Annotated in this window: 22 protein-coding genes; 10 read left to right on the forward strand and 12 right to left on the reverse strand. The window is 70.4% G+C overall.

Annotated elements, in window-relative coordinates; translation table 11 throughout:
• Positions 1–144: 144 nt before the first annotated feature.
• Genes ACZ3H8_RS29785 through galU form a run of 5 tightly spaced genes read right to left on the reverse strand, consistent with a single transcriptional unit; the run spans position 145 to position 4,062 of the window.
• Complete coding sequence (locus tag ACZ3H8_RS29785) at positions 145–729, reverse strand: GNAT family N-acetyltransferase (protein WP_467407176.1); 585 nt, start codon at positions 727–729, stop codon at positions 145–147.
• 17 nt (positions 730–746) lie between these two features.
• The gene (locus ACZ3H8_RS29790) at positions 747–1,304 is read right to left on the reverse strand and encodes a MogA/MoaB family molybdenum cofactor biosynthesis protein (RefSeq protein WP_467407178.1); all 558 of its coding nucleotides are present in this window, start codon (positions 1,302–1,304) and stop codon (positions 747–749) included.
• Positions 1,301–1,813 (reverse strand): cyclic pyranopterin monophosphate synthase MoaC, encoded by a 513-nt coding sequence (moaC, locus tag ACZ3H8_RS29795; protein WP_467407309.1) that lies wholly within the window; start codon positions 1,811–1,813, stop codon positions 1,301–1,303. Before moaC ends, ACZ3H8_RS29790 begins: the two co-directional genes overlap by 4 nt.
• Positions 1,814–1,853: 40 nt before the next feature.
• Entirely contained in the window at positions 1,854–3,155 is a 1,302-nt protein-coding gene (gene glp, locus ACZ3H8_RS29800; protein WP_467407180.1) for a molybdotransferase-like divisome protein Glp, read from the reverse strand.
• A 4-nt stretch (positions 3,156–3,159) separates the two neighbouring features.
• On the reverse strand, positions 3,160–4,062 hold the full coding sequence (gene galU / locus ACZ3H8_RS29805; RefSeq protein ID WP_467407183.1) for a UTP--glucose-1-phosphate uridylyltransferase GalU: 903 nt from the start codon (positions 4,060–4,062) through the stop codon (positions 3,160–3,162).
• A gap of 94 nt (positions 4,063–4,156) precedes the next feature.
• Between galU and ACZ3H8_RS29810 the strand changes: the two genes are divergently transcribed.
• A complete protein-coding gene (locus ACZ3H8_RS29810; RefSeq protein WP_467407185.1) occupies positions 4,157–4,777 on the forward strand; it encodes a 5-formyltetrahydrofolate cyclo-ligase in 621 nt (206 codons plus the stop codon).
• On the opposite strand, the gene ACZ3H8_RS29815 is transcribed toward ACZ3H8_RS29810, so the two are convergent.
• Positions 4,767–7,499: a penicillin acylase family protein gene (locus ACZ3H8_RS29815; RefSeq protein WP_467407188.1), complete on the reverse strand. Its 2,733-nt coding sequence runs from the start codon at positions 7,497–7,499 to the stop codon at positions 4,767–4,769. The genes ACZ3H8_RS29810 and ACZ3H8_RS29815 overlap by 11 nt on opposite strands.
• A gap of 221 nt (positions 7,500–7,720) precedes the next feature.
• Between ACZ3H8_RS29815 and ACZ3H8_RS29820 the strand changes: the two genes are divergently transcribed.
• The 6 genes from ACZ3H8_RS29820 to mscL all read left to right on the forward strand — a co-directional run bounded on the left by ACZ3H8_RS29820 (position 7,721) and on the right by mscL (position 13,511).
• Entirely contained in the window at positions 7,721–9,223 is a 1,503-nt protein-coding gene (locus ACZ3H8_RS29820; RefSeq protein WP_467407310.1) for a potassium/proton antiporter, read from the forward strand.
• A gap of 293 nt (positions 9,224–9,516) precedes the next feature.
• Positions 9,517–10,812: an MFS transporter gene (locus ACZ3H8_RS29825; protein ID WP_467407189.1), complete on the forward strand. Its 1,296-nt coding sequence runs from the start codon at positions 9,517–9,519 to the stop codon at positions 10,810–10,812.
• 68 nt (positions 10,813–10,880) lie between these two features.
• Positions 10,881–11,231 carry an FmdB family zinc ribbon protein gene (locus ACZ3H8_RS29830; RefSeq protein ID WP_356227331.1) on the forward strand — a complete coding sequence of 117 codons (351 nt, stop codon included), beginning with the start codon at positions 10,881–10,883 and terminating at the stop codon, positions 11,229–11,231.
• Between the two features lie 76 nt (positions 11,232–11,307).
• A complete protein-coding gene (locus tag ACZ3H8_RS29835) occupies positions 11,308–12,159 on the forward strand; it encodes an S-methyl-5'-thioadenosine phosphorylase (protein WP_467407192.1) in 852 nt (283 codons plus the stop codon).
• Positions 12,160–12,380: 221 nt separating this feature from the next.
• Positions 12,381–12,914, forward strand: coding sequence for an RcpC/CpaB family pilus assembly protein (locus ACZ3H8_RS29840; RefSeq protein ID WP_467407193.1), 534 nt, complete (start codon positions 12,381–12,383; stop codon positions 12,912–12,914).
• A gap of 132 nt (positions 12,915–13,046) precedes the next feature.
• Positions 13,047–13,511, forward strand: a complete 465-nt coding sequence (gene mscL, locus ACZ3H8_RS29845) for a large conductance mechanosensitive channel protein MscL (RefSeq protein WP_398986669.1) — start codon at positions 13,047–13,049, stop codon at positions 13,509–13,511.
• A 16-nt stretch (positions 13,512–13,527) separates the two neighbouring features.
• On the opposite strand, the gene ACZ3H8_RS29850 is transcribed toward mscL, so the two are convergent.
• Positions 13,528–13,734 carry a hypothetical protein gene (locus ACZ3H8_RS29850; RefSeq protein WP_307662873.1) on the reverse strand — a complete coding sequence of 69 codons (207 nt, stop codon included), beginning with the start codon at positions 13,732–13,734 and terminating at the stop codon, positions 13,528–13,530.
• Positions 13,735–13,941: 207 nt separating this feature from the next.
• Here ACZ3H8_RS29850 and ACZ3H8_RS29855 point away from each other — a divergent pair, with 207 nt between their 5' ends.
• The 3 genes from ACZ3H8_RS29855 to ACZ3H8_RS29865 all read left to right on the forward strand — a co-directional run bounded on the left by ACZ3H8_RS29855 (position 13,942) and on the right by ACZ3H8_RS29865 (position 17,200).
• On the forward strand, positions 13,942–15,141 hold the full coding sequence (locus ACZ3H8_RS29855) for a low temperature requirement protein A (RefSeq protein WP_467407196.1): 1,200 nt from the start codon (positions 13,942–13,944) through the stop codon (positions 15,139–15,141).
• A 42-nt stretch (positions 15,142–15,183) separates the two neighbouring features.
• Positions 15,184–16,254, forward strand: coding sequence for a P1 family peptidase (locus ACZ3H8_RS29860; protein ID WP_467407199.1), 1,071 nt, complete (start codon positions 15,184–15,186; stop codon positions 16,252–16,254).
• Positions 16,255–16,438: 184 nt separating this feature from the next.
• Positions 16,439–17,200: a DUF6227 family protein gene (locus ACZ3H8_RS29865; protein WP_467407201.1), complete on the forward strand. Its 762-nt coding sequence runs from the start codon at positions 16,439–16,441 to the stop codon at positions 17,198–17,200.
• A gap of 47 nt (positions 17,201–17,247) precedes the next feature.
• On the opposite strand, the gene ACZ3H8_RS29870 is transcribed toward ACZ3H8_RS29865, so the two are convergent.
• From ACZ3H8_RS29870 to ACZ3H8_RS29890, 5 genes are all read right to left on the reverse strand, one after another.
• Positions 17,248–17,718, reverse strand: a complete 471-nt coding sequence (locus ACZ3H8_RS29870) for a hypothetical protein (RefSeq protein WP_467407203.1) — start codon at positions 17,716–17,718, stop codon at positions 17,248–17,250.
• Between the two features lie 85 nt (positions 17,719–17,803).
• Positions 17,804–20,263, reverse strand: a complete 2,460-nt coding sequence (locus ACZ3H8_RS29875) for a PTS fructose transporter subunit IIABC (RefSeq protein ID WP_467407206.1) — start codon at positions 20,261–20,263, stop codon at positions 17,804–17,806.
• On the reverse strand, positions 20,260–21,231 hold the full coding sequence (gene pfkB / locus ACZ3H8_RS29880) for a 1-phosphofructokinase (RefSeq protein ID WP_467407207.1): 972 nt from the start codon (positions 21,229–21,231) through the stop codon (positions 20,260–20,262). Before pfkB ends, ACZ3H8_RS29875 begins: the two co-directional genes overlap by 4 nt.
• A complete protein-coding gene (locus ACZ3H8_RS29885; RefSeq protein ID WP_398986683.1) occupies positions 21,228–21,989 on the reverse strand; it encodes a DeoR/GlpR family DNA-binding transcription regulator in 762 nt (253 codons plus the stop codon). The genes pfkB and ACZ3H8_RS29885 overlap by 4 nt, the downstream gene beginning before the upstream one ends.
• A 215-nt stretch (positions 21,990–22,204) precedes the next feature.
• The gene (locus tag ACZ3H8_RS29890) at positions 22,205–23,710 is read right to left on the reverse strand and encodes an MFS transporter (RefSeq protein WP_467407210.1); all 1,506 of its coding nucleotides are present in this window, start codon (positions 23,708–23,710) and stop codon (positions 22,205–22,207) included.
• Positions 23,711–23,725: the final 15 nt, after the last annotated feature.

Here is a 23,725-nt window from a genome sequence, read left to right on the forward strand (position 1 = left end):
TTCGCGCAAGGGCATCCGCCAATTGGCCCGGTGTGTCGCACGATCTGGCTGATATCACGGACTTTTTTTGTGATTGTTCAGATCGGAACATGGTCGACAGCGATCATTTTCGAACGTTTATTTTATTTCCCGGGACGTTCCGGGTCATGCCTGGTGCCAGCGGCGGAGCAGTCCTTCGGGCACCTCTTCGGCCGTGAGGGCGAACACCAGATGGTCGCGCCACGCACCGTCGATGTGGAGATAACGAGGGCGCAGTCCCTCTTCGCGGAATCCGAGTTTCTCCACGACCCGGCGGCTGGGGGCGTTCTCGGGCCGAATGCAGACTTCGATGCGGTGCAGTCCGACCGAGCGGAAACAGTGGTCGACGGCGAGCGCGACGGCGGTCGGCATGACCCCGCGGCCCGCGATCTCCCGGTCCACCCAGTAGCCGACATGGCCCGAGCACATCGAGCCCCAGGTGATCCCGGCGACCGTCAACTGGCCCACCAGTCGGCCCTGGTACTCGATCACGAAGGGGAGCATCCGGCCCGCGTTGGCCTCGGTGCGCAGATGGCGGACCATCTGCCGGTACGTGGGCCGGTGCGCGACGGGCCCGCCCGGTGCGGGCGGCGGAATGGTCGCCTCCCAGGGCCGCAGCCAGTCGCGGTTGCGCCGGTTCACCTCGCGCCAGTTCCGCTGGTCGCGCAGCTTTATCGGGCGGAGGACCACATCGCCGTCCGCCAGGATCACCGGCCAGGTGGGGGCGTTCAGCTTGGTCTCCCGGGGGATCTTGGGTGATCGCCGCCGCGGATCTGGTCCACGGCATGCACCAGTAGCTGCTCCAGTACGGCGAGGCCGTCACGCACTCCGCCGGTGGAGCCGGGGAGATTGACGATCAGGGTGCGTCCCGCGACTCCGGCGAGCCCCCGGGACAGCGCCGCGGTGGGCACCTTCTCGCGTCCGTACGCGCGGATCGCCTCGGGGATGCCGGGGATCTCATGGTCGAGCACCCGCCGGGTGACCTCGGGGGTCTTGTCGGTGGGTGAGATGCCGGTGCCGCCGGTGGTGAGGATGACGTCGTACGCGGCGGCGACACCGTCGCGCAGAGCCTGCTCGACCGGGTCCCCGTCCGGGACGACGCGCGGCCCGTCGACCTGGAAGCCCAGCGCGGCCAGCCCCTCGGCGAGGATCGGGCCGCCCTTGTCCTCGTACACACCGGCGGCCGCGCGGTTGGACGCTGTGACCACCAGGGCCCGCCGGGCCGCCTCGGGGCGAGGCCCGTGGCTGTGGCCGTACACCTCTCCGGCCCGTGGCGCCGGGCTCATGACCGGCTCCAGTCGCCGGACTTGCCGCCCGTCTTCTCCTCGACCCGGATGTCGGTGATCACCGCGCCCTTGTCGACGGCCTTGACCATGTCGACGACGGTGAGCGCGGCGACCGAGACGGCGGTCAGGGCCTCCATCTCGACGCCCGTACGGTCGGTGGTCTTCACCGTGGCGGTGATCTCGACGGCGTCGTCCGCGACCGCCAGATCGAGGGTGACGCCGGAGACCGCGAGCGGGTGGCAGAGCGGGATCAGATCGGGGGTGCGCTTGGCGCCCATGATGCCCGCGATACGGGCTGTCGCCAGCGCGTCGCCCTTGGGCATGCCCTCGCCCCGCAGCAACTCCACGACCTGCGGTGATACCAGGACCCGGCCGCTGGCCCGGGCGGTGCGTGCGGTGACGTCCTTTCCGGAGACGTCGACCATACGGGCCGCCCCCGCGTCGTCGATGTGCGTCAGCCTGCCTTGCGTACTCATTTTGCTGTGGCGCTCCCGGTCCTGGCCCCTCAGGGCCTGTGTGGGCAGACACGGTACCGCCACCGTATGCAGGTCAGCCGAGGAGGACCACTTCCACCTCCGCGCCCGGCTCGGCCGAGGTGTCGGGCTCCGGGACGACGATCAGGCAGTCGGCATGGGCGAGGGCCGCGATCAGATGGGAGCCGGAACCGCCGACCGGGGAGACGGTGCCCGACTCGGGGTCGTACACACCGCGCAGGAACTGCCGCTTGCCCGCGGGCGACGTCAGCGGCTTGTCGGCCTTGAGGAGTGCGCGCACCTTCGGGCGGTGGACGTCCCTGAGCCCCATCAGGGCACGGATCGCGGGACGTACGAACAGCTCGAAGGAGACGTACGAGGAGACCGGATTGCCGGGCAGCGCCAGCAGCGGGGTGTGCTCCGGGCCGATCGAGCCGAAGCCCTGCGGCTTGCCGGGCTGCATGGCGAGCTTGCGGAAGTCGATCCCGCTGCCCGGCACGTCCGCGTCGCCCACCGAGGCGAGGGCCTCCTTGACGACGTCGTACGCGCCGACGCTCACGCCGCCCGTCGTGACCAGCAGATCGGCGCGGATCAGCTGGTCCTCGATGGTGGCGCGCAGCACCTCCGCGTCGTCGGTGACCGCGCCCACCCGGTAGGAGAGGGCGCCCGCGTCGCGGGCGGCGGCACACAGCGCGAAGCTGTTCGAGTCGTAGATCTGGCCCTCGCCCAACTCCTCGCCGGGCTGTACCAGTTCGCTGCCGGTGGAGAGCACGACGACGCGCGGACGGGGACGGACGCGCACGGAGCCGCGGCCGATCGCGGCGAGCAGGCCGATCTGCGGCGGGCCGAGGACGGTGCCCTCCTCCAGCGCCAGGTCCCCCGCCTGGACGTCGCTGCCGCGGGCGCGCACATGGGCGCGCGCCTCGACCGGCCGGTGGACGCGGACCTCGCCGCTCGCGCCCTCCGGGGCCTCGCCGGCCGGGCGCATCGTGGTGGCGGCTCCGCCGCCCGTGCCGCCGTCGGTCCACTCGACCGGGACGACCGCCTCCGCGCCGGGCGGCAGCGGAGCGCCGGTCATGATGCGGGCGGCCTGGCCGGGTCCGACGGTGGGCAGCCCGGCGCCGCCGGCCGCCACATCGCCGATCACCGTGAGGACGGCGGGGAACTCCTCACTCGCGCCCGCGACATCGGCCGTGCGGACCGCGTACCCGTCCATGGAGCTGTTGTCGAAGGGCGGCAGCGCGACCGGCGCGGTGACGTCCTCCACCAGGACGCAGCCCTGGGCGTCGGGCAACTGCAGCTCGATCGGGTCCAGCGGGCGGATCGCGCCGAGGATGTCCTCCAGGTGGTCGTCCACCGACCAGATCGTGCTGCTCACGGTGTTACATCTCCTCGGTCACATAACTGCGAAGCCAGGTCCGGAACTCCGGGCCCAGGTCTTCACGTTCGCACGCGAGTCTGACAATCGCCCGCAGATAGTCCCCACGGTCGCCGGTGTCGTAGCGGCGGCCCTTGAAGATCACTCCGTGCACCGGCCCGCCCACCTTCTCGTCCTCGGCGAGTTTCTCGAGTGCGTCGGTGAGCTGGATCTCGTTGCCCCGGCCCGGCTCGGTCTCACGAAGTATGTCGAAGACGGCAGGATTCAGGACATAACGGCCGATGATGGCGAGGTTACTGGGGGCCTCGGACGGATCGGGCTTCTCGACCAGGTTGGTCACCTTGACGACATCGGACTCGCCGGTGGCCTCGACTGCCGCGCAGCCGTACATCTGGATCTGGGCGGGGTCGACCTCCATCAGCGCGATGACGCTGCCGCCCTCCCGCTCCTGGATCTCGACCATCCTGGCGAGCAGCGGATCGCGCGGATCGATCAGGTCGTCGCCGAGGAGGACCGCGAAGGGCTGGTCGCCGACGTGCGGGGCGGCGCAGAGCACAGCGTGGCCGAGGCCGCGCGGGTCGCCCTGGCGGACGTAGTGCATGGTGGCGAGGTCGCTCGACTCCTGGACCTTCGCGAGGCGGCGGGCGTCGCCCTTGCGGGTGAGCGCCTCTTCCAGCTCGTAGTTCCGGTCGAAGTGGTCCTCGAGCGGCCGCTTGTTGCGGCCCGTGACCATGAGTACGTCGGAGAGGCCGGCCGCGACCGCCTCCTCGACGACGTACTGGATCGCGGGCTTGTCGACGACAGGCAGCATCTCTTTGGGAGTGGCTTTCGTGGCAGGCAGGAACCGGGTTCCGAGGCCTGCGGCAGGGATGACAGCCTTGCTGATCCTGGGGTGCGACTGAGTCATGCGCAGCACCATAGCCGTCGAGTATGGGCTGAAGATGAGCCTCCGGTTAACTTCCGACTCATAAAGACATGTACGAGAGGTTTGTGAACGGGTAATGAGCGGTGACTTGTCCGGAAAGAGTGCGGTTCGGCGTGAACTCCTGGACGCCCGGGTCCTCCTGTCCCCTGAGGACGTCCAGCGGGCCGCCACGGTTCTCGCCCGACTGGCCCTCGACCTCCCGGAATTGGCCGAAGCGAGCACAGTCGCCGCATACGTCTCCGTCGGGCGCGAGCCCGGCACCCGCGCGCTGCTCGACGCGCTGCGCGCGCGGGGCGTACGCGTCCTGCTGCCGGTCCTGCAGGCGGACAACGATCTGGACTGGGGAGTGTACGAGGGCGCGGAACATCTGGTGCGCGCGGGGCGCGGGCTGCTGGAGCCGGACGGCGCGCGGCTCGGCGTGGACGCCGTGCTGGATGCGGATGCCGTGCTCCTTCCCGGGCTCGCGGTGGACGCCCGCGGTATGCGGCTCGGCCGCGGCGGCGGCTCGTACGACCGGGTCCTCGCCCGCCTCTCGGCGGCAGGCGCCGACCCGGCGCTGGTGGTGCTGCTGTACGCGAACGAGGTGGTGGCGCGGGTCCCCGAGGAACCGCACGACCACCCCGTGCACGCGGTGGTGACACCCGAGGCCGTCAGGCGCTTCACCGGCTCGACGGACGCTACGGACGCTACGGAGTGAGCTTGAGGGTGTCGGCGGTCTTCTGGGACACGGCCTGCGCGCTGTAGGCCCAGTCGAGAAGCTCGCCGTTCGCCCACTTGTCCGTCTGGTCGGTGTAGTGCGCGCTGTACGCGTGCCCCGACGCACCGGTCAGGTTGATCCAGCGGGACTTGTCCCAGTCGCCGACGTTGACGACCATCCGCATCGACGGCACCCAGATGACTCCGTAGCCGCCCGCCGCGTTCCAGCCGGTCGCATTGACCGCGGCCTCGCCGCCGCCAAGATTCCACGGGCCGCGGTTGAGCACGAACTGCAGGAAGCCGGGACCCTCGGTGCCGAGCGTCTGGTTCCTCAGCGTCAGCTGGTGCAGCCGGCCCCAGCTCCAGCTGGATGCGTCCTTGCCGAGCTCGGCCGTCAGCTCCCAGCGGGCGTCCTCCATGGCCCGCGCCAGCAGCTGGTCACGCGTGGTGGTGGCCGAGTCGGTACGGCTGGCCGGGGACTTCCACCACTCGTTGTTCTCGTCCTTGAGGATCTTGCCCACGACCTCGTACCAGCGGTCGCCGCCGTCCGGCTGCGCCGACTCCGTATCGCGCTGGCCGCACTCGCGCACCCGCTCGGTCAGCTCGTCGTCCGGGGCCGAGCTGTCGGCCGGGCGGACATTGAGGCACTCGCCCTCGACGCGCAGCTCCTTGGGCAGCTTGTTGCCGAAGGCGAGCTTGAGGACATTGCGCCAGACCCCGTTGAAGTACGCGGCGGCGCCGGAATCCGGCTCCTGGGTGTAGTCCCAGCCCTCCAGCAGCTTCTGCGCCTCGCGGACGTAGCTGTCCGAGACGTCGATCCTCAGCAGATACGGCGTGAGCAGCTTGGCGATCTCGCTGCTGTTGTCCATCTGCATGGTGCGCATGTCTTCGGTCGAGATCTTGCCGCCGCCCTGGATCTTCGACTCGATGAGGTCGTTGATCCGCTGGCTGCGGGCTCCGTAGCCGTAGTCCTTGGTGATCAGATACGGGTACTTCTTCGCGTCGACGACGGCCTGGTTGGCGGTGACGATAAAGCCGCGCTCGGGGTTGTACTCGTAGGGCAGCTCATCGAAGGGGATGAAGCCCTTCCACTTGTACTTCGGGTCCCAGCCGGGAGCGGGCGTGGTGCCGTCGCCTTCGGCGCGGACCGGGATCTTGCCGGGCGCCTGGTAGCCGATGTTGTTCTTGGAGTCGGCGTAGACGAGGTTCTGCGCGGGAACCTCGAAGTTTTTGGCGGCCGCGCGGAAGGTCTTGAAGTCCTTGGCGCGGTTGAGCTCGAAGACCGCGTCCATGGACTTGCCGGGCACCAGGGCGGTCCACTGCAGGGCCACGGCGTAACCGGCGCCGCGGTCGGGTGCGGCGTTGGAGACCGGGGCCTTCTGGCCGACCTTCTCCAGCTCGTTGCTGCGGTCGGAGACCAGCGGGCCATGATCGGTGGAGCGGACAGTGATCGTCTTGGAGCCACCGCCCGCGATCTTGATGACCTCCTTGCGGGTGGTCAGCTTCTTCTCCTCGTCACCCACCTGGTAGCTGTCGCCGGCGAGCTTCTCCAGGTAGAGGTCGGTGACGTCCGCGCCGAGGTTGGTGAAGCCCCAGGCGATGTCCTGGTTGTGACCGATTATCACGCCGGGCGTACCGGAGAAGGTGTAGCCGGCGGTGTCGTACTGGCAGGAAGCCGAGACCGTACGGCAGTGCAGCCCCATCTGGTACCAGAGGGAGGGCAGCGACGGCGCGAGATGCGGATCGTTGGCCAGCATCGGCTTGCCGGTCGTCGTGTAGTTGCCGGAGACGACCCAGGAGTTGGAGCCGATGCCGCTGCCGCTGGGGCCGAGCAGCGCCGGGATCGTGTCCAGCGTCTTCGAGAGCGCGGCGAGCTGGGAGTTCAGGCCCTGGGTGGCGCCTGCCGGGCTGTTCCCCCCGCTGCCGCCGCCGGACAGGTCGGACGGCTTGGCGTCCGGGTCGAACTTCCCGGTGGCGGGGTTGATTCCGCCCTCGTCGACGATCGGTTTGTTCCGGTCGTACGGATACGACGGGTACAGGTCCTTGATCTGCTTCTCGGTGAGCCTGCTGGTCAGCAGCGAGCGGTCTATCTCCTCCTGCATATTGCCGCGCAGGTCCCACGCCATCGCCTTGAGCCAGGCCACCGAGTCGACCGGCGTCCACTGCTCGGGCTTGTAGTCGTTCGTGAAGGACAGGGCGGCGTACTCGACGGAAAGGTCCTTGCCCTCGCGGCCCTTGAGATAGGCGTTGACGCCGTCCGCGTACGCCTGGAGGTTCTTCTTCGTCTCCGGCGTGAGCTTGGTGTCGTACTCCTCCTGTGCCACCTGGCGCCAGCCGAGGGTGCGCAGGAAGGCGTCCGTCTCGACCTGTCCGGAACCGAACATCTCGGAGAGCCGGCCGGCCGTCATATGCCGGCGTACGTCCATCTCCCAGAAGCGGTCCTGCGCCTGGACGAAGCCCTGGGCGCGGAACAGGTCTTCGTCGCTGTCCCCGTAGATCTGCGGGATGCCGTAATTGTCGCGTTTGACCTCGACCTGGCCGCGCAGACCGTCGAGTTTGAGTGTCCCGGTGGTCTGCGGGAAGGAGGCGCGCACGGTGCTGATGCTCCAGTACGTGCCGTATCCGACACCCGCGACAAGCGCCAGCACCAGGACGATCACGAGCAGGCGGGCGCGTCGCCCCTTCTTCTTCTTGGGGGAAGAGGCGGTTGTGTTGGCGGGCATCGCTGTCCTTCGAGGGGCAGGGTGGTCCTGGAGTGCTGGAGCAACTGTAGGCGCAGCACTCCGCCCGCCCGGACGCGGTATCCGTAAGGCAGCAACCCGGCCCCTCAACCCGTACAGATGATCGACTGCATCAAGGAAACGTTAAAGATTAGGTAAGGTAACGAAGTGTCGCCTGCCGGAAGAACGATCCGGCATGTAGGCGCGAAGGGAAGGATCGGCCACTGACTGTCCACCAGCTCAATGAACTCCTGCTCATCTGCTCCCTCGTTCTGCTCATCGCCGTCGCGGCGGTGCGCATCTCGTCCCGCAGTGGGCTCCCCAGCCTGCTGCTGTATCTCGGGATCGGGATCGCCATCGGCCAGGACGGCTTCTTCGACGTCAGGTTCGACGACGCCAGGCTGACGCAGGTGATCGGCTATGCCGCGCTTGTGGTGATCCTGGCCGAGGGTGGCCTGGGCACGAAGTGGAAGGAGATCAAACCCGTGTTGCCCGCGGCGGTCGCGCTGTCGACCGTCGGCATCGCGGTGAGCGTGGGCATCACGGCGGCGGGGGCTCACTATCTGGTCGGACTGGAGTGGCGGCAGGCGCTCATCATCGGCGCGGTCGTGTCATCGACGGACGCCGCCGCGGTCTTCTCTGTACTGCGCAAGGTGCCGCTGCCGTCCCGGGTGACCGGTGTACTGGAGGCCGAGTCGGGCTTCAACGACGCCCCTGTGGTGATCCTGGTGATCGCCTTCTCGACGGCGGGACCGGTCGACGACTGGTACGTACTGATCGGGAAGATCACGCTGGAGCTGGCGATCGGCGCGGCCATCGGCCTGGCGACGGGCTGGCTGGGCGCCTTCGGGCTGCGGCATGTGGCGCTGCCCGCGTCCGGTCTGTATCCGATCGCGGTGATGGCGATCGCGGTGGTCGCGTACGCCGCCGGCGCCATGGCGCACGGCAGTGGCTTCCTCGCGGTCTATCTCGCCTCGATGCTGCTGGGGAACTCCAGGCTCCCGCACGCGCCGGCGAACCGCGGATTCGCCGAAGGTCTCGGCTGGATCGCGCAGATCGGCATGTTCGTCCTGCTCGGTCTGCTGGTGACGCCGAGCGAGCTGCTCGACGACTTCTGGCCCGCGGTGGTCGTGGGCCTGGTGCTGACCATGGTGGCGCGGCCGCTGGAGGTCTTCGTCAGCCTGCTGCCCTTCCGGATTCCATGGCAGGAGCAGGTGCTGATGTCATGGGCGGGGCTGCGCGGCGCCGTGCCCATCATTCTCGCCACGATCCCGATGGTCTACGGCATCGACGGCAGCCGCCGCGTCTTCAACATCGTCTTCGTCCTGGTCGTCGTCTACACCCTGGTGCAAGGGCCGACGCTGCCCTGGCTGGCGAGAGCACTGCACCTGAGCAGGTCGACCGACGCGGCGGATCTGGGCATCGAGTCGGCGCCGCTGGAGCGGCTGCGCGGGCATCTGCTGTCGGTGGCGATCCCGGAGGAGTCGAAGATGCACGGCGTGGAGGTCGCAGAGCTGCGGCTGCCCCCGGGTTCCGCGGTGACCCTGATCGTACGGGACGGGAAGAGCTTCGTACCGCTGCCGTCGACCGTGCTGCGGCGGGGCGACGAGCTGCTTGTGGTGGCGACGGATCCGGTGCGGGACGCGGCGGAACGGCGGCTGCGGGCGGTCGCACAGGGCGGAAAGCTGGCCGACTGGCTGGGGACGGGTGGAAACGGCGGAAGTTGATCCGACTAATCGCAGGCAGACCCCTAGGTATGTGACCCATTTCCCAGGCGCAACCGTGAGATCCACCTGTACCATGAAGCCACACTGATCGACCAACTCTGCCTGACGCAGAGCTGGCGCGACCGTATGGCGGCCGCGGCGCCCTCGCAGTGGGCCCCGGTATCTACCGCAGATCCGCGCAAGAGGACAGCTCTCGGCGGCTCCCGTGCGTCTCGTGTCACGAGCGTGCGTCTCGTATCACGAGTACGACGCGTACCAGGGGAGCGCTACCAGGCGGCAGAAAGGCACGGACCGTGGCATCCACGGTCGAGACCCGTCCTGGGTATGGGCAGCTCCTGCGCACCCCCGGCGCCTGGACATTCCTGCTCCCCGGCTTTCTGGCACGCCAGCCCTTCGCGATGCTGACCATCGGCATCGTCCTGCTGATCCAGCACACCACCGGTTCCTACGGCAGCGCCGGCGCCGTCGCCGCCTTCACCGGTGTCTCCATGGCGCTGTTCGCACCGCAGAGCGGCAAGCTCGCCGACCGATTCGGGCAGCGGGCCGTCCTGCTGCCGGGCGTGCTGGTGCACACCGCTTCCGTATCCACCCTGACGGCGCTCGCGCTGGCGGGCGCGCCCCTGTGGGCGCTGTTCGCGGCAGCCGTGCCGACGGGTGCGTCCGTACCGCAGATCGGCCCGATGGTGCGGGCCCGCTGGGCCGCCATGCTCGGTGGGGGCACCTCCCGGGCCGAAGGCTCTGGGGGAGGCTCGCCACTGATGTCGACGGCGGCGGCCTTCGAGTCCGTGACGGACGAGTTCACCTTCGTCGTCGGACCGGTGCTCGCGACCGCGCTGTGCACGGGCGTCCACCCGGCGGCCGGACTGATCGCCGAGGCGGCACTGACGCTGGCCGGCGGTCTCTTCTTCGCGGCCCAGAGCCGTACGCAGCCGGCGGTCCGGCCCGCGGCGACAGCCGCCGAGCCGCACGCCTCCGCCCTGTCCGTTCCGGGCGTACGGGTGCTGGCCGTGGCCTTCCTCGGCATCGGCTCGGTCTTCGGCGGAATGCAGGTCGCACTGACCGCCTTCTCCGAGGAGATCGGCAACCCCGGGGTCAACGGTCTGCTGTACGGAATCTTCGCGGCCGGCAACATGCTGGCGGGCATCGCGTGCGGCGCGATTGCCTGGAAGAGCGGGCCGCGGCGGCGCATGGTGCTCGGCTACGCCGGGCTGACACTTGCGGCCTCCGCGCTGTGGGCGGTGCACTCCGTGGCCCTGCTTGCGGGGCTCGGGCTGCTGGTCGGCCTGTGCATCGCGCCCGCCCTGATCAGCGGCTACACGCTGGTCGAGCCCCTGGTGCCGGCTTCGGCCCGTACCGAGGCCTTCACCTGGCTGACGGGCGCGGTGGCCCTCGGCCAGGCGGCGGCCGTGACGGTGGCCGGACGGCTGGCCGACGAGCACGGCGCGAGCGCCGGGTTCCTGGTCCCCCTGGTGGGCACCGTGCTGGCCCTGGTCACCTTGGTCGCGCTGCGCTCGCGGCTCTCGGCGAGGGCTTCCGGGCGGATCGCGGCGCGTGGGATGGGTCACCGAGTGCCGGTGGCGGTGGACTGATCCAGCGGAATACGTCACTATGGACCGTCGTTAGCACTCATTGAGTGAGAGTGCCAGGAGGAAGACCAGTGCCGACCTACCAGTACCAGTGCACCGAATGTGGCGAGGGCCTCGAGGCGGTGCAGAAGTTCACCGATGACGCCCTCACCGTGTGCCCGAGCTGCGACGGACGCCTGAAGAAGGTGTTCTCGGCGGTCGGCATCGTGTTCAAGGGGTCCGGCTTCTACCGGAACGACAGCCGTGGGTCGTCGTCGAGCAGCTCGCCGGCGTCGACGTCGGGCGCGAAGGCTTCCGACTCCAAGTCGTCGGACTCGAAGCCTGCGGCTTCGACGTCGTCCTCTTCCTCCTCGTCGGGCTCTTCGGGCTCGTCGAGCTCTTCGAGTTCGTCCACGAGCTCCAGCGGCAGCTCCGCCGCCTGAGGTCTGCTTCCGGGGACCCCGCCGTTGTGTACGGCGGGGTCCCTGGGCGTTTTCGCGCCCGGATACTGTGACAGCCATGGCGACCAACGCGAGTAACGCGAACGCAGAGATCGGTGTGATCGGCGGCTCGGGCTTCTACTCCTTCCTGGAGGATGTCACCGAGATCCAGGTGGACACCCCGTACGGCAGTCCCAGCGACTCGTTGTTCCTCGGCGAGATCGCCGGGCGGCGGGTCGCCTTCCTGCCCCGGCACGGACGCGGCCACCATCTGCCGCCGCACCGCATCAACTACCGCGCCAATCTGTGGGCGCTGCGGTCAGTGGGCGTGCGGCAGGTGCTGGGCCCGTGCGCGGTGGGCGGACTGCGGCCGGATTACGGGCCGGGGACGCTGCTCGTACCGGATCAGTTCGTGGACCGTACGCAGTCGCGTGTGCAGACGTTCTACGACGGGCTGCCGCTGCCGGACGGGACCATTCCGAACGTCGTGCATGTGTCACCGGCCGATCCGTACTGCCCCGACGGGCGCAAGGCGGCGCTGGGGGCGGCGCGCGGGCGGAACTGGGAGCCGGTGGACGGCGGGACGATGGTGGTGGTCGAGGGGCCGCGCTTCTCGACCCGGGCGGAGTCGCGGTGGTACGCGGCGATGGGCTGGTCGGTGGTCGGCATGACCGGGCACCCGGAGGCGGTGCTCGCCCGTGAACTGGCGCTCTGCTACACGTCGATGGCGCTGGTGACGGACCTGGACGCGGGTGCCGTGTCGGGCGAAGGCGTCTCCCACGAGGAGGTGATGGAGGTCTTCGCCGCCAATGTGGACCGGCTGCGGACGGTGCTGTTCGATGCGGTGGCGGGGCTGCCGGCGGACGGGGACAGGGACTGTCTGTGCACGCGGGCGCTGGGCGGCGTCGATCCGGGGTTTCAGCTGCCGTAATCGCTTGCCTGGGTGAGGGAGTTGTCCACAGGGCGGGGGTCGTCCACAGGCGTCTGCGGGATGCGGACGGAGGGTGGATCGTGAGGAGCGGTCGGTCCAAGTGATCGGTCCAAGTGATCGGTCCAGGTGATCGGTCCAGGTGATCGGTCCAGGTGATCGGTCCAGGTGATCGGTCCAGGTGATCGGTCCAACTCCACTCCTCACGACAGGCGGTGAGTGTCATGTCGCTTCTCCCTCCCTCCCCCGCGCCCGAGCCTCTAGGTGTGCCCCCGTTCGCTCCGCTGCGAGTGCGCGGCGGGGCGCATCGGCTGCGGCGGGCGATGCGCCGGCGACGGCGGGCGCTGGCGGCCGGTCTCGCCATGACGGCGGCGGCGCTTGCCGCTTCGGGCGCCCGCGGCGCGGACGGTTCTGGGACGGAGGCGCTCGCCGCGGCACCGCAGCGCGAGCGTCGGCCCGCCGCCGAGATGGTGTCGGCTCCGGTGCGTATCGCGGATGCCGCGACGGTCCGGCTGCTGCGCCCGGGAGACCGGGTGGATGTGATCGCCGCCGCCAACTCCCCTGCGGGGCAAGGGTCCGAAGCGCGAGTGGTGGCGTCGGGAGCCCGGGTGGCCGAGGTCCCGGGCACGCGCGAGCGGTCAGCTGAGGGCTCTTCTCCGGACGGCGGTGCGCTGGTTGTGCTGTCCGTTCCACGGGCGACGGCCGCGGTGCTGGCGGGCGCCGGGGCGACATCCCGGCTGGCGGTGACCGTGTGCTGACTGCTCATGCTCGTACTGACGTACCGTCAAGTCGCCTCATCGCCTGTGCGGACTGGACAGCGAGGTCACGCGCTGACGTAGGTTTCGGAGCGTTTGGCTCCGTGTCCTGCACATGCGAAGAGAGGCTCAGTGGTGAGCGAGAAGAAGGTCAGCGTCCTGGAGGGCTTCAAGGCCTTCCTGATGCGCGGCAATGTGATCGACCTGGCCGTCGCCGTGGTCATCGGCGCGGCGTTCACCCAGATCGTGAACTCCGTGGTGAAGGGCGTGATCAACCCGGTGGTCGGCGCGTTCGGGACGAAGGAGCTGGACTCCTACAGCTCCTGCCTGAAGGGCACCTGCAAGACGGTGAACGGCGAGGTGGACGGCATCCAGATCCTGTGGGGCTCGGTGCTCAGCGCCACCCTCACCTTCCTGATCACTGCGGCCGTCGTCTACTTCCTCATGGTGCTGCCCATGTCCAAGTACCTGGCCAGGAGGGCCGAGCGGGAGGCCGCCAAGGAAGGCGCGAAGGAAGTGGTCGAGCTGACCGAGCTCGAGGTCCTGAAGGAGATCCGCGACGCGGTCGTGGCGCAGCGCGGCTCGGGCCACGACCAGTAGAGAAGCCGGCGAAGGCTCAGATGTGGTGGGGCGGCTTCTCGTCAAGGAAGCGCGCCAAATCGGCGGCGCTGTCGCCGGCCGCAAGAGGCCGCTCGCCCCACCCACGGTCCGTATCGTCCGGGGACTGCTGGTCCAGCGGATCGTCGAAGATCAGCTTCGGCTTCGGGGACTGCTGTCGTGGCTGCTTCGCATCACGCGGTCCGGGGGCGGGGGCGGTGCTCATACCTCCAGGGTACGGCGAGGGGCGGGTACGGGTCGGCCGGCCCGAGCGGATAGTCGGGGCGCGGCGGCAGCTGCGGGCGGCCCGAGGGCGGTCGGCGGGGCGTCCGGGAACGGCCGCCCGGCCCGCGCGGAGTGCGCGGTGCGCGTCGGCGGACGGCAGCGCGCGTCTCGCCGCCCAGTCCCGCCCCGGTCTGTTGTGCTTGTGCGCATGACGTCCGCACCCAGCCCGGACCCCACAGGCTCAGACGCCTCGGCGCCGCTGCGCCGTATGACCCCCCGTAGCCGCGACGAGGCGCACCGCGCCGCGACACCACTGGAACTCTTCTTCGACCTCTGCTTCGTCGTCGCGGTGGCGCAGGCCGGCGTGCAGCTCGTCCACGCGCTCGCCGAGGGCCACCCGGGCGCCGGCGTCATCGGCTACGGCTATGTCTTCTTCGGCGTGTGGTGGGCCTGGATGAACTTCACCTGGTTCGCCTCGGCGTACGACGTCGACGACGTGCCGTACCGGATCGCGACCCTGGTCCAGATCTCCGGCGTACTGGTCTACGCGGCCGGGGTGCCCCGCGCCTTCAACGACAACGACTGGACCGTCGCCGTCATCGGCTATCTGATCATGCGAGTCGCGCTGACGACCCAGTGGCTGCGGGCGGCGGCCTCGGAGGCGGGACCGGCCCGGAGGACCGCGCTCGAGTACACCGCAAGCCTCGTGGTCTGCCAGATGGCCTGGGTGGGGCTGCTGTTCGTGCCCGACGGGGCCAAACGGTGGCTGTTCATCGTTTTGGCCGCCGCGGAGCTGCTGATCCCGCTGGTCGCCGAGCGGAACCAGCAGACCCCGTGGCACCCGCACCACATCGTCGAGCGCTACGGACTGTTCACGATCATCGTGCTGGGCGAGACGATGTTCGCGAGCACCATCGCCGTACAGTCCGCGCTCGACGAGAACGAGGCCCTCGGCGAGCTGCTGCCCATCGCGGGCGGCGGGCTGCTGATCATCTTCTCCTCGTGGTGGATCTACTTCGCCGTACCGGCGCACGAGCGGCTGGTCTCCAACCGGCAGGCCATTCCATGGGGCTACGGACACGTCCTGATCTTCGGGTCCGCGGCAGCGATCGGCGCGGGCATCGAGGTCTCGATCGAACACGTGGTGGGCAAGGCGCACATCTCCGCGGTCGCGGCGAATGCCGCCGTCACCGTCCCGGTCGCCCTCTTCCTGTTCACGGTCTGGCTGCTGCACGCACGTCACTTCAAACGCACCCTCCCACAGCAGCTCACCCTCCCCGTCGCGACCCTGGCAGTCCTCGCCTGCACATTCGCGGGGGACTGGGCCGTCCTCGCCACGGGGCTCGTCACCGCGGCGACGGTCGCGGTGGGTGTGACACTCGCCACCCGTCAGACGGTCACCGCGTGACGGCCACCGCCTGCCGCAACTGGCGTGATACGCATGGGCGTTATGGACAGGAATGATGCTCCGGCAGACGGGCCGACCGGCGGACCCGCGGAAGGTGGGCTCACGGACGTGGCCGGCCTGCGGGTCGGCCATGCGCGCGTGCCCGGCGAGCGTGCCCTCAGCGGCACCACCGTCGTGCTCGCCCCCACGGGCGGAGCGATCGCCGCCGTCGACGTACGCGGCGGCGGCCCCGGTACCCGGGAAACGGACGCCCTCGACCCCCGCAATCTGGTCCAGCGCGTCGAGGCGCTCGTACTGACCGGCGGCAGCGCGTACGGCCTCGACTCCGCCGCCGGCGTGATGGCCTGGCTGGAGGAGCATGGCCGCGGCGTCCGCGTCGGCCCCGACCCCTCGCACGTGGTGCCGGTCGTCCCGGCCGCCTGCCTCTTCGACCTGGGGCGCGGCGGCGACTGGCGGGCCAGACCGGACGCGGCGACGGGACGCGCCGCGGTGGAGGCGGCAGCCCGTACGGAGGAGGGCGCGCCGGTCGAGGAGGGCAACGTCGGCGCGGGCACGGGCGCGGCCGTCGGGCAGTTCAAGGGCGGGATCGGCACCGCGAGCACGGTCCTGGACTCCGGGATCACCGTCGCCGCGCTCGTCGTGGCCAACGCCGCGGGCTCGGCCGTCGATCCGCGGACGGGCGCGCTGTACGGGCAGTACTTCGCGGGCCGCGTCACCTACCCCTCCCCCGACGTTCACGCGGCGGCCCAGCTCCGCCTCACCGAGGCACGCGAGAAGAGCGGGCCGCCCCCGCTCAACACCACCCTCGCCGTCGTCGCCACCGACGCCGACCTCACCCGCGCCCAGGCGCAGAAGCTCGCGGGCACGGCGCACGACGGCATCGCGCGCGCCGTACGCCCCGTCCATCTCCTCAACGACGGGGACACCGTCTTCACCCTCGCCACCGGCGCCGTCCCCCTCGACGCCGCCAACCCGCTCGCGCTCAACGAGGTGCTCGCGGCGGGCGCGAACGTGGTGACGCGGGCGATCGTACGGGCGGTACTCACGGCCGAGGGGGTCGAGGGACCGGGCGGGGTGTTTCCTGCGTACCGGGACCTGTACGGCATCAACTGACTTACGGGGCAAGTCAGTTGGCTCCGGCGCACGGAACCCCCGCGGATGCGCGGGAACGCGAGCGGACGCGCGGGAACTTCCCTCGCACCCCCTTCGTTTTCCCGAACCCCGGACACGTTGTCAGACCCAGGGGCTACGTTTAGCAATCACCAAGTGACTTGCGGCGACGGCCTGGAGACCCATCTTGAACGATCCGTACGAGACAACCGAGACGCAGCTCGAGCGACTCCTGGGTCGGGCGCTCAACTCCTTCGACCTGCCCGACGCCACGGTCGAACGGCTGGAGTCGGCGCTGGCGCACGCCAGTTCGCTGCACTCCTCGCACCACAGCGCGGCGCTGCACCGAGCGACGTACCGCCATGCCTATCTGCTCAGCGACGGCAGCTCGCTCGTCCTGTGGGAGCTGGTGCACAACACCGGGCGTGGCGGCGCTGAGCAGCACGAGCTGTACACCGAGGAGTCGGAGGCCCGCCTCGCCGCCTCACGGCTGCCCGCGGGTTTCCCGGGCTTCGCCGGACCGGACGCGGGCCCCAGCATGGATCCCGGCGCCGACCTGGACGCTGATCTGGAGCTTCTCGCCAGCCTGATGGCGACACCACCGGCCCCGCTCCCCCGGATGTATGCCCCGGACAACTCCGCGGACCACGCCCGCCGCGTGCTGCGCCGCGCGGAGAACGCCGACCGGCCGGGCGAAGAGACCGCGCGCCTGCTGCGGGCCGCGTTCGCCCACCACATCACGCAGGTCTTCGGCCGCCAGTACCGGGTGGAGGGCAGAGACGCGGGCTTCACCCTCTACGAGCACGCGTTCCTGCTGCTGGACGGAACGGAGACGAGCCTGTGGGAGGTGGAGCACACGGCGACGCCGGACGGCCGCCATATGTGCGAGGTGTACGGCGCGGAGCACACCGCGCGGGAGGCGATGGAGCTCCGGGCGCGGGTGCGTTAGCCGACGGGCGTCAGCCGGCGCGTGCTTGGGCCCGCCGGTGCGTTCGGCTAGGTGACCTTCCGGTAGGTCACATCGAAGTCGTACGACCACGTCTCGCCGTCGCCCGACCCTTCCCAGCGGCCGGTGATGGTCCTGCCACCAGCGCCGATCGTGCCGGTGAAGCGCTGGTGGAACGCGGGTGCGGTCCGCCGAATGGTCCAGATCCCGTCCTGTACGTCGGTCTCGTAGACCCGGGAAACGCCGCGTCCGTCGGCATAGAGCATGGTGAACGTCCCGGCCGCGTCGTCCAGCCCGGTGACCGACTCGACCGGGAAGGGCGCGTTGTCCAGCCATTCAGCGGCGGTGGAGGCGTCGGGCTCCAGGTCCGCGTGCTGAAGGAGGAAAGCTCCGCCTTCCAGCCACGCGAAGGTCGTCCTTGCGCGTGCCACGAGCCGGCCGTCGATGGACGCGTCCATCAGCCACTCGCCCACGAGGGGCTCCAGCCGTTGGAGCTCGGGGTGTGTCGCCGTCTGCCTCACGGGCTTCTCCTCACTGGCTTCTCCTCACGGGCTTCTCCTCACGGGCCTCTCCTTTCTGGTGACCGTGACCATCGGTCGGGCCCGCTCAGGCCGCCGCGAGCACCTGGGTCTCCTCCTCGGCCGCGGCCGGTACCTGCTCAGGCTGCCGCTTGCGCGCGCCCTTGAGGAGGATGACCAAACCTGCGCTGACGAGCGTGCCCGCGACGATCGCGACCAGGTAGAGGAACGGGTTGCCGATCAGTGGCACCACGAAGATGCCGCCGTGCGGGGCGCGCAGGGTGCACTCGAAGGCCATCGACAGGCCGCCGGTGACCGCGCCGCCCGCCATCGCCGCCGGGATCACCCGGAGCGGGTCGGCCGCGGCGAACGGGATCGCGCCCTCGGTGATGAAGGACGCACCGAGCACCCAGGCGGCCTTGCCGTTCTCACGCTCGGTCTTGGTGAAGAGCCTGCCGCGTACGACGGTGGCCAGAGCCATCGCCAGCGGCGGCACCATGCCGGCGGCCATCACCGCGGCCATGACCTTGAGGGAGCCTTCGTTGGGGTTGGCGAGCCCGCCGACCGCGAAGGTGTACGCGACCTTGTTGAGCGGGCCGCCGAGGTCGAAGCACATCATCAGGCCGAGGATGGCGCCGAGGATGACGGCGTTGGCGCCGGAGAGGCTGGACAGCCAGTCGGTGAGCGCCTGCTGGAGCTCGGCGATGGGCTTGCCGATCACCAGGAACATCAGGAACCCGACGACCGCGGACGAGATGAGCGGGATCACGACGACCGGCATGATGCCGCGAAGTGGTTTGGGCACTTTGAGGCGTTGGATCGCCATGACGGTGGCGCCCGCGAGCAGACCGGCGATCAGGCCGCCGAGGAAACCGGCATTGATGGTGAGCGCGATGGCGCCGCCGACGAAGCCGGGGACGAGACCGGGGCGGTCGGCCATTCCGTAGGCGATGTAGCCCGCGAGTACGGGGACGAGGAAGCTGAAGGCGAGTCCGCCGACCTGGAAGAGGAGGGCGGCCCAGCTGGTGTGGTCGGCCCAGGCGAAGTGCTCGGCGACGGACTTGGCGTCGGAGATCTCGTAGCCGCCGATGGCGAAGCCGAGGGCGATGAGGAGGCCGCCGGCGGCGACGAACGGGACCATGTAACTGACGCCGGACATCAGCCACTTGCGCAGCTTGGTGCCGTAGCCCTCGCCGGGCTCGCCGGCCGCCTCGACGGGCGTGGCCTTGGCGGGACCGCTGACCTCACCGCGCGCGGCCTTGCCACGGACCTCGGCGATGAGCTCGGCGGGCCTGCTGATCCCGGCCTTGACGCCGACGTCGACGGTGGGCTTCCCGGCGAAGCGCTCCTTGTCCCGTACGGGCACGTCGTGCGCGAAGATCACGCCGTCGGCGTCGGCGATGACCTTGGGGTCGAGCCGGGTGAACCCGGCGGACCCCTGGGTCTCGACGGCGACTTGGACGCCGTTGGCTTCGCCGGCCTTTTCGAGGGATTCGGCGGCCATGTAGGTGTGGGCGATGCCGGTGGGGCAGGAGGTGACGGCGACGATGCGGAAGGGGGTGGTGGTGTCTCCCTCACCCCGCCCCTTCCCGAAACCGGGGCTCCGCCCCGGACCCCCGGCCGCGCCGTCGTCGGCTTCGCCGCGCTCGGCGGCCACCGGCTCCACTCCGACGCCGGGCACCTGCCCGTCGCTGTCGGCGGCAGCTTCCCCGCCGGACGCGTCACTGTCGGCGCCCGGCACCGCCGCGGCGGCGTCCCGCGAGCCCGCGGCCAGTGCGCCCGCGCCGTTGTCGGGCGAAGGCGCCGCGCCAGTCGCGCCCGAGAGCGAGCCGCCACTCGGCACCGAGCCCGACGCCGTGTCGGTCTCCGCCGCCCCGTCAGCTGCGCGCGTCCCACCCGAAGCCGAGGCGGCCACGCCCGTCGGGCCCTCGACAGAGGCGGAGCCGCCGGTCGGCACCGGGCCCGAGGCCGTATCAGTCTCCGCCGCCCCGTCGGCCACTCCCCGCGAGCCCGCGGCCGGTGCACCCGCGCCGCTCTCCGGCGAAGCCGGTGCGGTCGCGGCCGTCCCCGCGCCCGACGCGGATCCAGCACCCGCCGCGGTCTCCGGAGCGTCGCCCCGGATCAGCGCGGCTGCCGCATCCGCGGCCGTCGCTCCCCGCAGCGTCCCCGTGAAGTTCTCGTCCATCAGGCGGCGAGCCAGGCTCGACAGGATCGTCAAGTGGGCGTCGTCCGCGCCCGCGGGGGCCGCTATCAGGAAGATCAGGTCCGCCGGGCCGTCCGGGGCGCCGAAGTCGATGCCCGAAGCGCTGCGGCCGAATGCCAGTGTCGGCTCGGTGACATGCGCGCTGCGGCAGTGCGGGATGCCGATCCCGCCGTCCAGGCCCGTCGGCATCTGGGCCTCGCGGGCCGCAACGTCCGCCAGGAAACCGTCCAGGTCGGTGACCCGGCCATGGGCCACCATCCGCTCGGCCAGCGAACGGGCCGCGGCCTCCTTCGTCGTCGCGGCCAGGTCGAGGTCGACCAGGTCCGCGGTGATCATTTCGCTCATCGCGGGCTCCCTTGCTCGGTGAGTGCTCGGTCCAGGGGGATGTCCGCGGTCACGGTGACCGCGGACGGGTCGAGGTCGGTCGGCTTCGGCATCACGCTGCCGGGCAGCTGGACCGCGGCCGCGCCGTGGGCGACCGCCGCGGACAGCGCGTCCGGGCCCTCGCCGCCCGCCGCCAGGAAGCCGGCCAGCGACGCGTCGCCCGCGCCGACGTTGCTGCGGACGGCAGTCACGGGGGCGTGCCCGTAGAAGGTGCCTGCGGACGAGACCAGCAGCTGGCCGTCCGCGCCCAGGCTCGCCAGCACCGCGCCCGCGCCGAGCCCGCGCACCTCCTCCGCCGCCTTGACGGCGTCGCCGACCGTGGCGAGCGGGCGGCCCACCGCCTGGGCGAGTTCGTCGGCGTTGGGCTTGACGATGTCGGGGCGCGAGCGCAGGGCGGCCAGCAGGGACGGGCCGGAGGTGTCGAGGGCGACCCGCGCCCCCGCCGCGTGGGCCCGGGTGACCAGCTCGGCGTACCACTCGGGCGCGAGGCCCCGCGGCAGGCTGCCGCAGCACGCGATCCAGGCCGGGGACGCGGAGCGCGCAAAGGCCGCGGAGACCGAAGAGACCGCGGACAGAAGCGACTCGGCTTCCGCGGCGCTCAGTTCGGGGCCTGGCGCATTGATCTTCGTCAGCGTCCCGTCCGGCTCCGCCAGCGCAATGTTGGAGCGCGTCGCACCCGACACCGGAACCGGCGCGACCTCGATGCCCTGCCCCGTCAGCAGCTCCGCGACGAGCGCGCCGGGCGCCCCGCCGAGCGGCATGACCGCGACGGTACGGTGCCCGGCGGCCGCGACGGCCCGCGAGACGTTGACGCCCTTGCCGCCGGGGTCCATCCGCTCGGCCGTGGCCCGCAGGACTTCGCCGCGGTCCAGCGCCGGGACCTCGTACGTACGGTCCAGCGAGGGGTTCGGGGTGACGGTCAGGATCATGCGCGTACGACTTCCGTTCCCGCGGCCTCGATCGCCGCGGCGTCCTCGGGGCTGAGCCCGCTGTCGGTGATGAGCAGGTCGACGTCGGCGAGGTCGCCGAAGCGGGCGAAGTGCGAGTGGCCGTGCTTGGCCGAGTCCGCCAGCAGCACCACGCGCCGCGCGGCCGAGACGGTCGCCCGCTTGACGGCGCCCTCGGCGAGGTCGGGCGTGGTGAGCCCGCCAGCGACGGAGAAGCCGTTGGCGCCGAGGAAGACGACGTCCGCGTTGATCTCTCCGTACGCCCTCAGCGCCCACGCGTCGACCGCGGCCCGCGTCCGGTGCCGGACCCGTCCGCCCACCAGGTGGAGGTCGATGCCGGGATGGTCGGCGAGGCGCGCCGCGACGGGCAGGGCGTGGGTGACGACGGTGAGCGAGCACTCCAGCGGGAAGGCCGCGGCGAGGCGGCCCACGGTGGACCCGGCGTCGAGGATCACGCTGCCGTCCGCCGGCAGTTCGGCGAGCGCGGCGTGCGCGATGCGGTCCTTCTCGTCCGCGGCGGTGGACTCGCGCTCGGCGAGGTCGGGCTCGAAGTCGAGCCGCCCGGCCGGTATGGCCCCACCGTGCACCCGGCGGACGAGCCCGGCCCGGTCCAGCGCCTTGAGGTCGCGCCGGATGGTCTCGGCGGTGACCTGGAACTCCTCGGCGAGGGAGAGGACATCGACGCGGCCGCCATCGCGGGCGAGTCGCAGGATTTCCTGCTGGCGCTCCGGTGCGTACATGTGGGTTTACATCCGTTCCATGCCCGAACCTGTGGTTTCGCTTGCAGACTACGCCTGGATTTCGGCAAAGTAAACAGATCCGGGCATGTGGCGGACGCATTGGGACAGTCACATTGAGACGGACGCTTTGAGACGGGCACATACAGAGACGGGCACATACAGAAAGGCCCGGCCCGGGGCAGCATCCCCGGGCCGGGCCTGTCAGCCGCACGAGCTCAGTTGGCGAGCACCGGCTCCCGGTCGACCGGGCCCTCGGCCTCCGCCGCCCCCTCCACATGCTGCTTCGGCCGCGCCGGCAGCGCGAACATCACCACGAAGATCGCGCCCAGCACCGCCACCACCCACCACAGCGAGTTCTGGAACGCCTCCCCGAACGCCTTCCCGACCGCGCTCGGCGCGATCCGGTCGTCGATCGAGCCGAAGAAGACCACCGAGACCAGTCCGAGCCCCAGCGCATTGCCCATCTGCATGGTGGTGTTGATCAGTCCGGACGCCGAGCCCGAGTGCTCGCGGGGCACGTCCGACAGCACCGCGTCCGTCAGCGGCGCCACGATCAGGCCCATCCCGACGCCCATGACCACCAGCGGGAGCGCCATCTGCCAGGACTGGATCCCCGTGCCGTACCGCCCGGCCTCCCAGATGTAGATCAGCAGACCCGCGGCCATCGTCACCGCGCCCGCCTGCAGCACCTTGCGGCCGAAGCGCGGCACCAGCTTCTGTACGGACATCCCGGCCGCCGTGGACACGGCGATGGAGAAGGGGACGCCGGTCAGCCCCGCCCGCAGCGGCGACCAGCCAAGACCGATCTGCATGTACAGCGTCCAGACCAGGAAGAAGATCCCGCATGCGATCCCGAAGGTGAGCTGCACGGCGATACCCGCCGCGAAGCTCTTCACCTTGAACAGCGACAGCTCGACGAGCGGCGAGGAGTCCTTGCGCGTCTTGTACTTCTCGTACATGACGAACGCGGCGAAGACGATCAGGCTGCCGGCCATGCACAGGTGACCCCACAGCGGCCAGCCCAGCTCACGGCCGCGCGTCAGCGGGTAGATCAGCATCAGCAGGCCGAGCGTGACCAGCGCGACGCCGACGAGGTCGAGCTTGAGGGCCTTCGGGGCGCGGGACTCGGTGATGTATTTCCGGCCCAGGATCAGCCCGGCTATGCCCACCGGCAGGTTGATCAGGAAGATCGGCCGCCACTCGAGGCCGAAGAGGTTCCACTGGGTCAGCAGCGCGCCGAGCAGGGGCCCGGACACCGCGCCGAGCCCGATGATCGCGCCGAACATGCCGAAGACCTTGCCGCGTTCGTGCGCCGGGAAGGTGACATGGATGATCGCCAGCACCTGCGGCACCATCATCGCGGCGGTCGCGCCCTGCAGCAGGCGGGAGGCGACCAGCATCTCCTCGTTCGCGGCGAAACCACAGAGCGCGGAGGCGAGCGTGAAGCCGGTGATGCCGATCAGGAACAGCCGCTTGCGGCCGTAGATGTCACCGAGCCGGCCGCCGGTGATCAGACCGGCGGCGAAGGCCAGCGCGTACCCGGCGGTGATCCACTGGATCGCGCCGAAGGACGCCCCGAGGTCCCGCTCGATGCTCGGGATCGCGATATTGACGATGGTGACGTCGACCAGATCCATGAAGGCAGCGGTCATGACGATGGCAAGCGCGATCCAGCGACGACGGTCTGAAGCCGTATCCGGTACGGCGGGCTGTGAACTCATAGGAAGGAAAGTAGA

This window comes from Streptomyces sp. NPDC002868 (assembly GCF_055563295.1).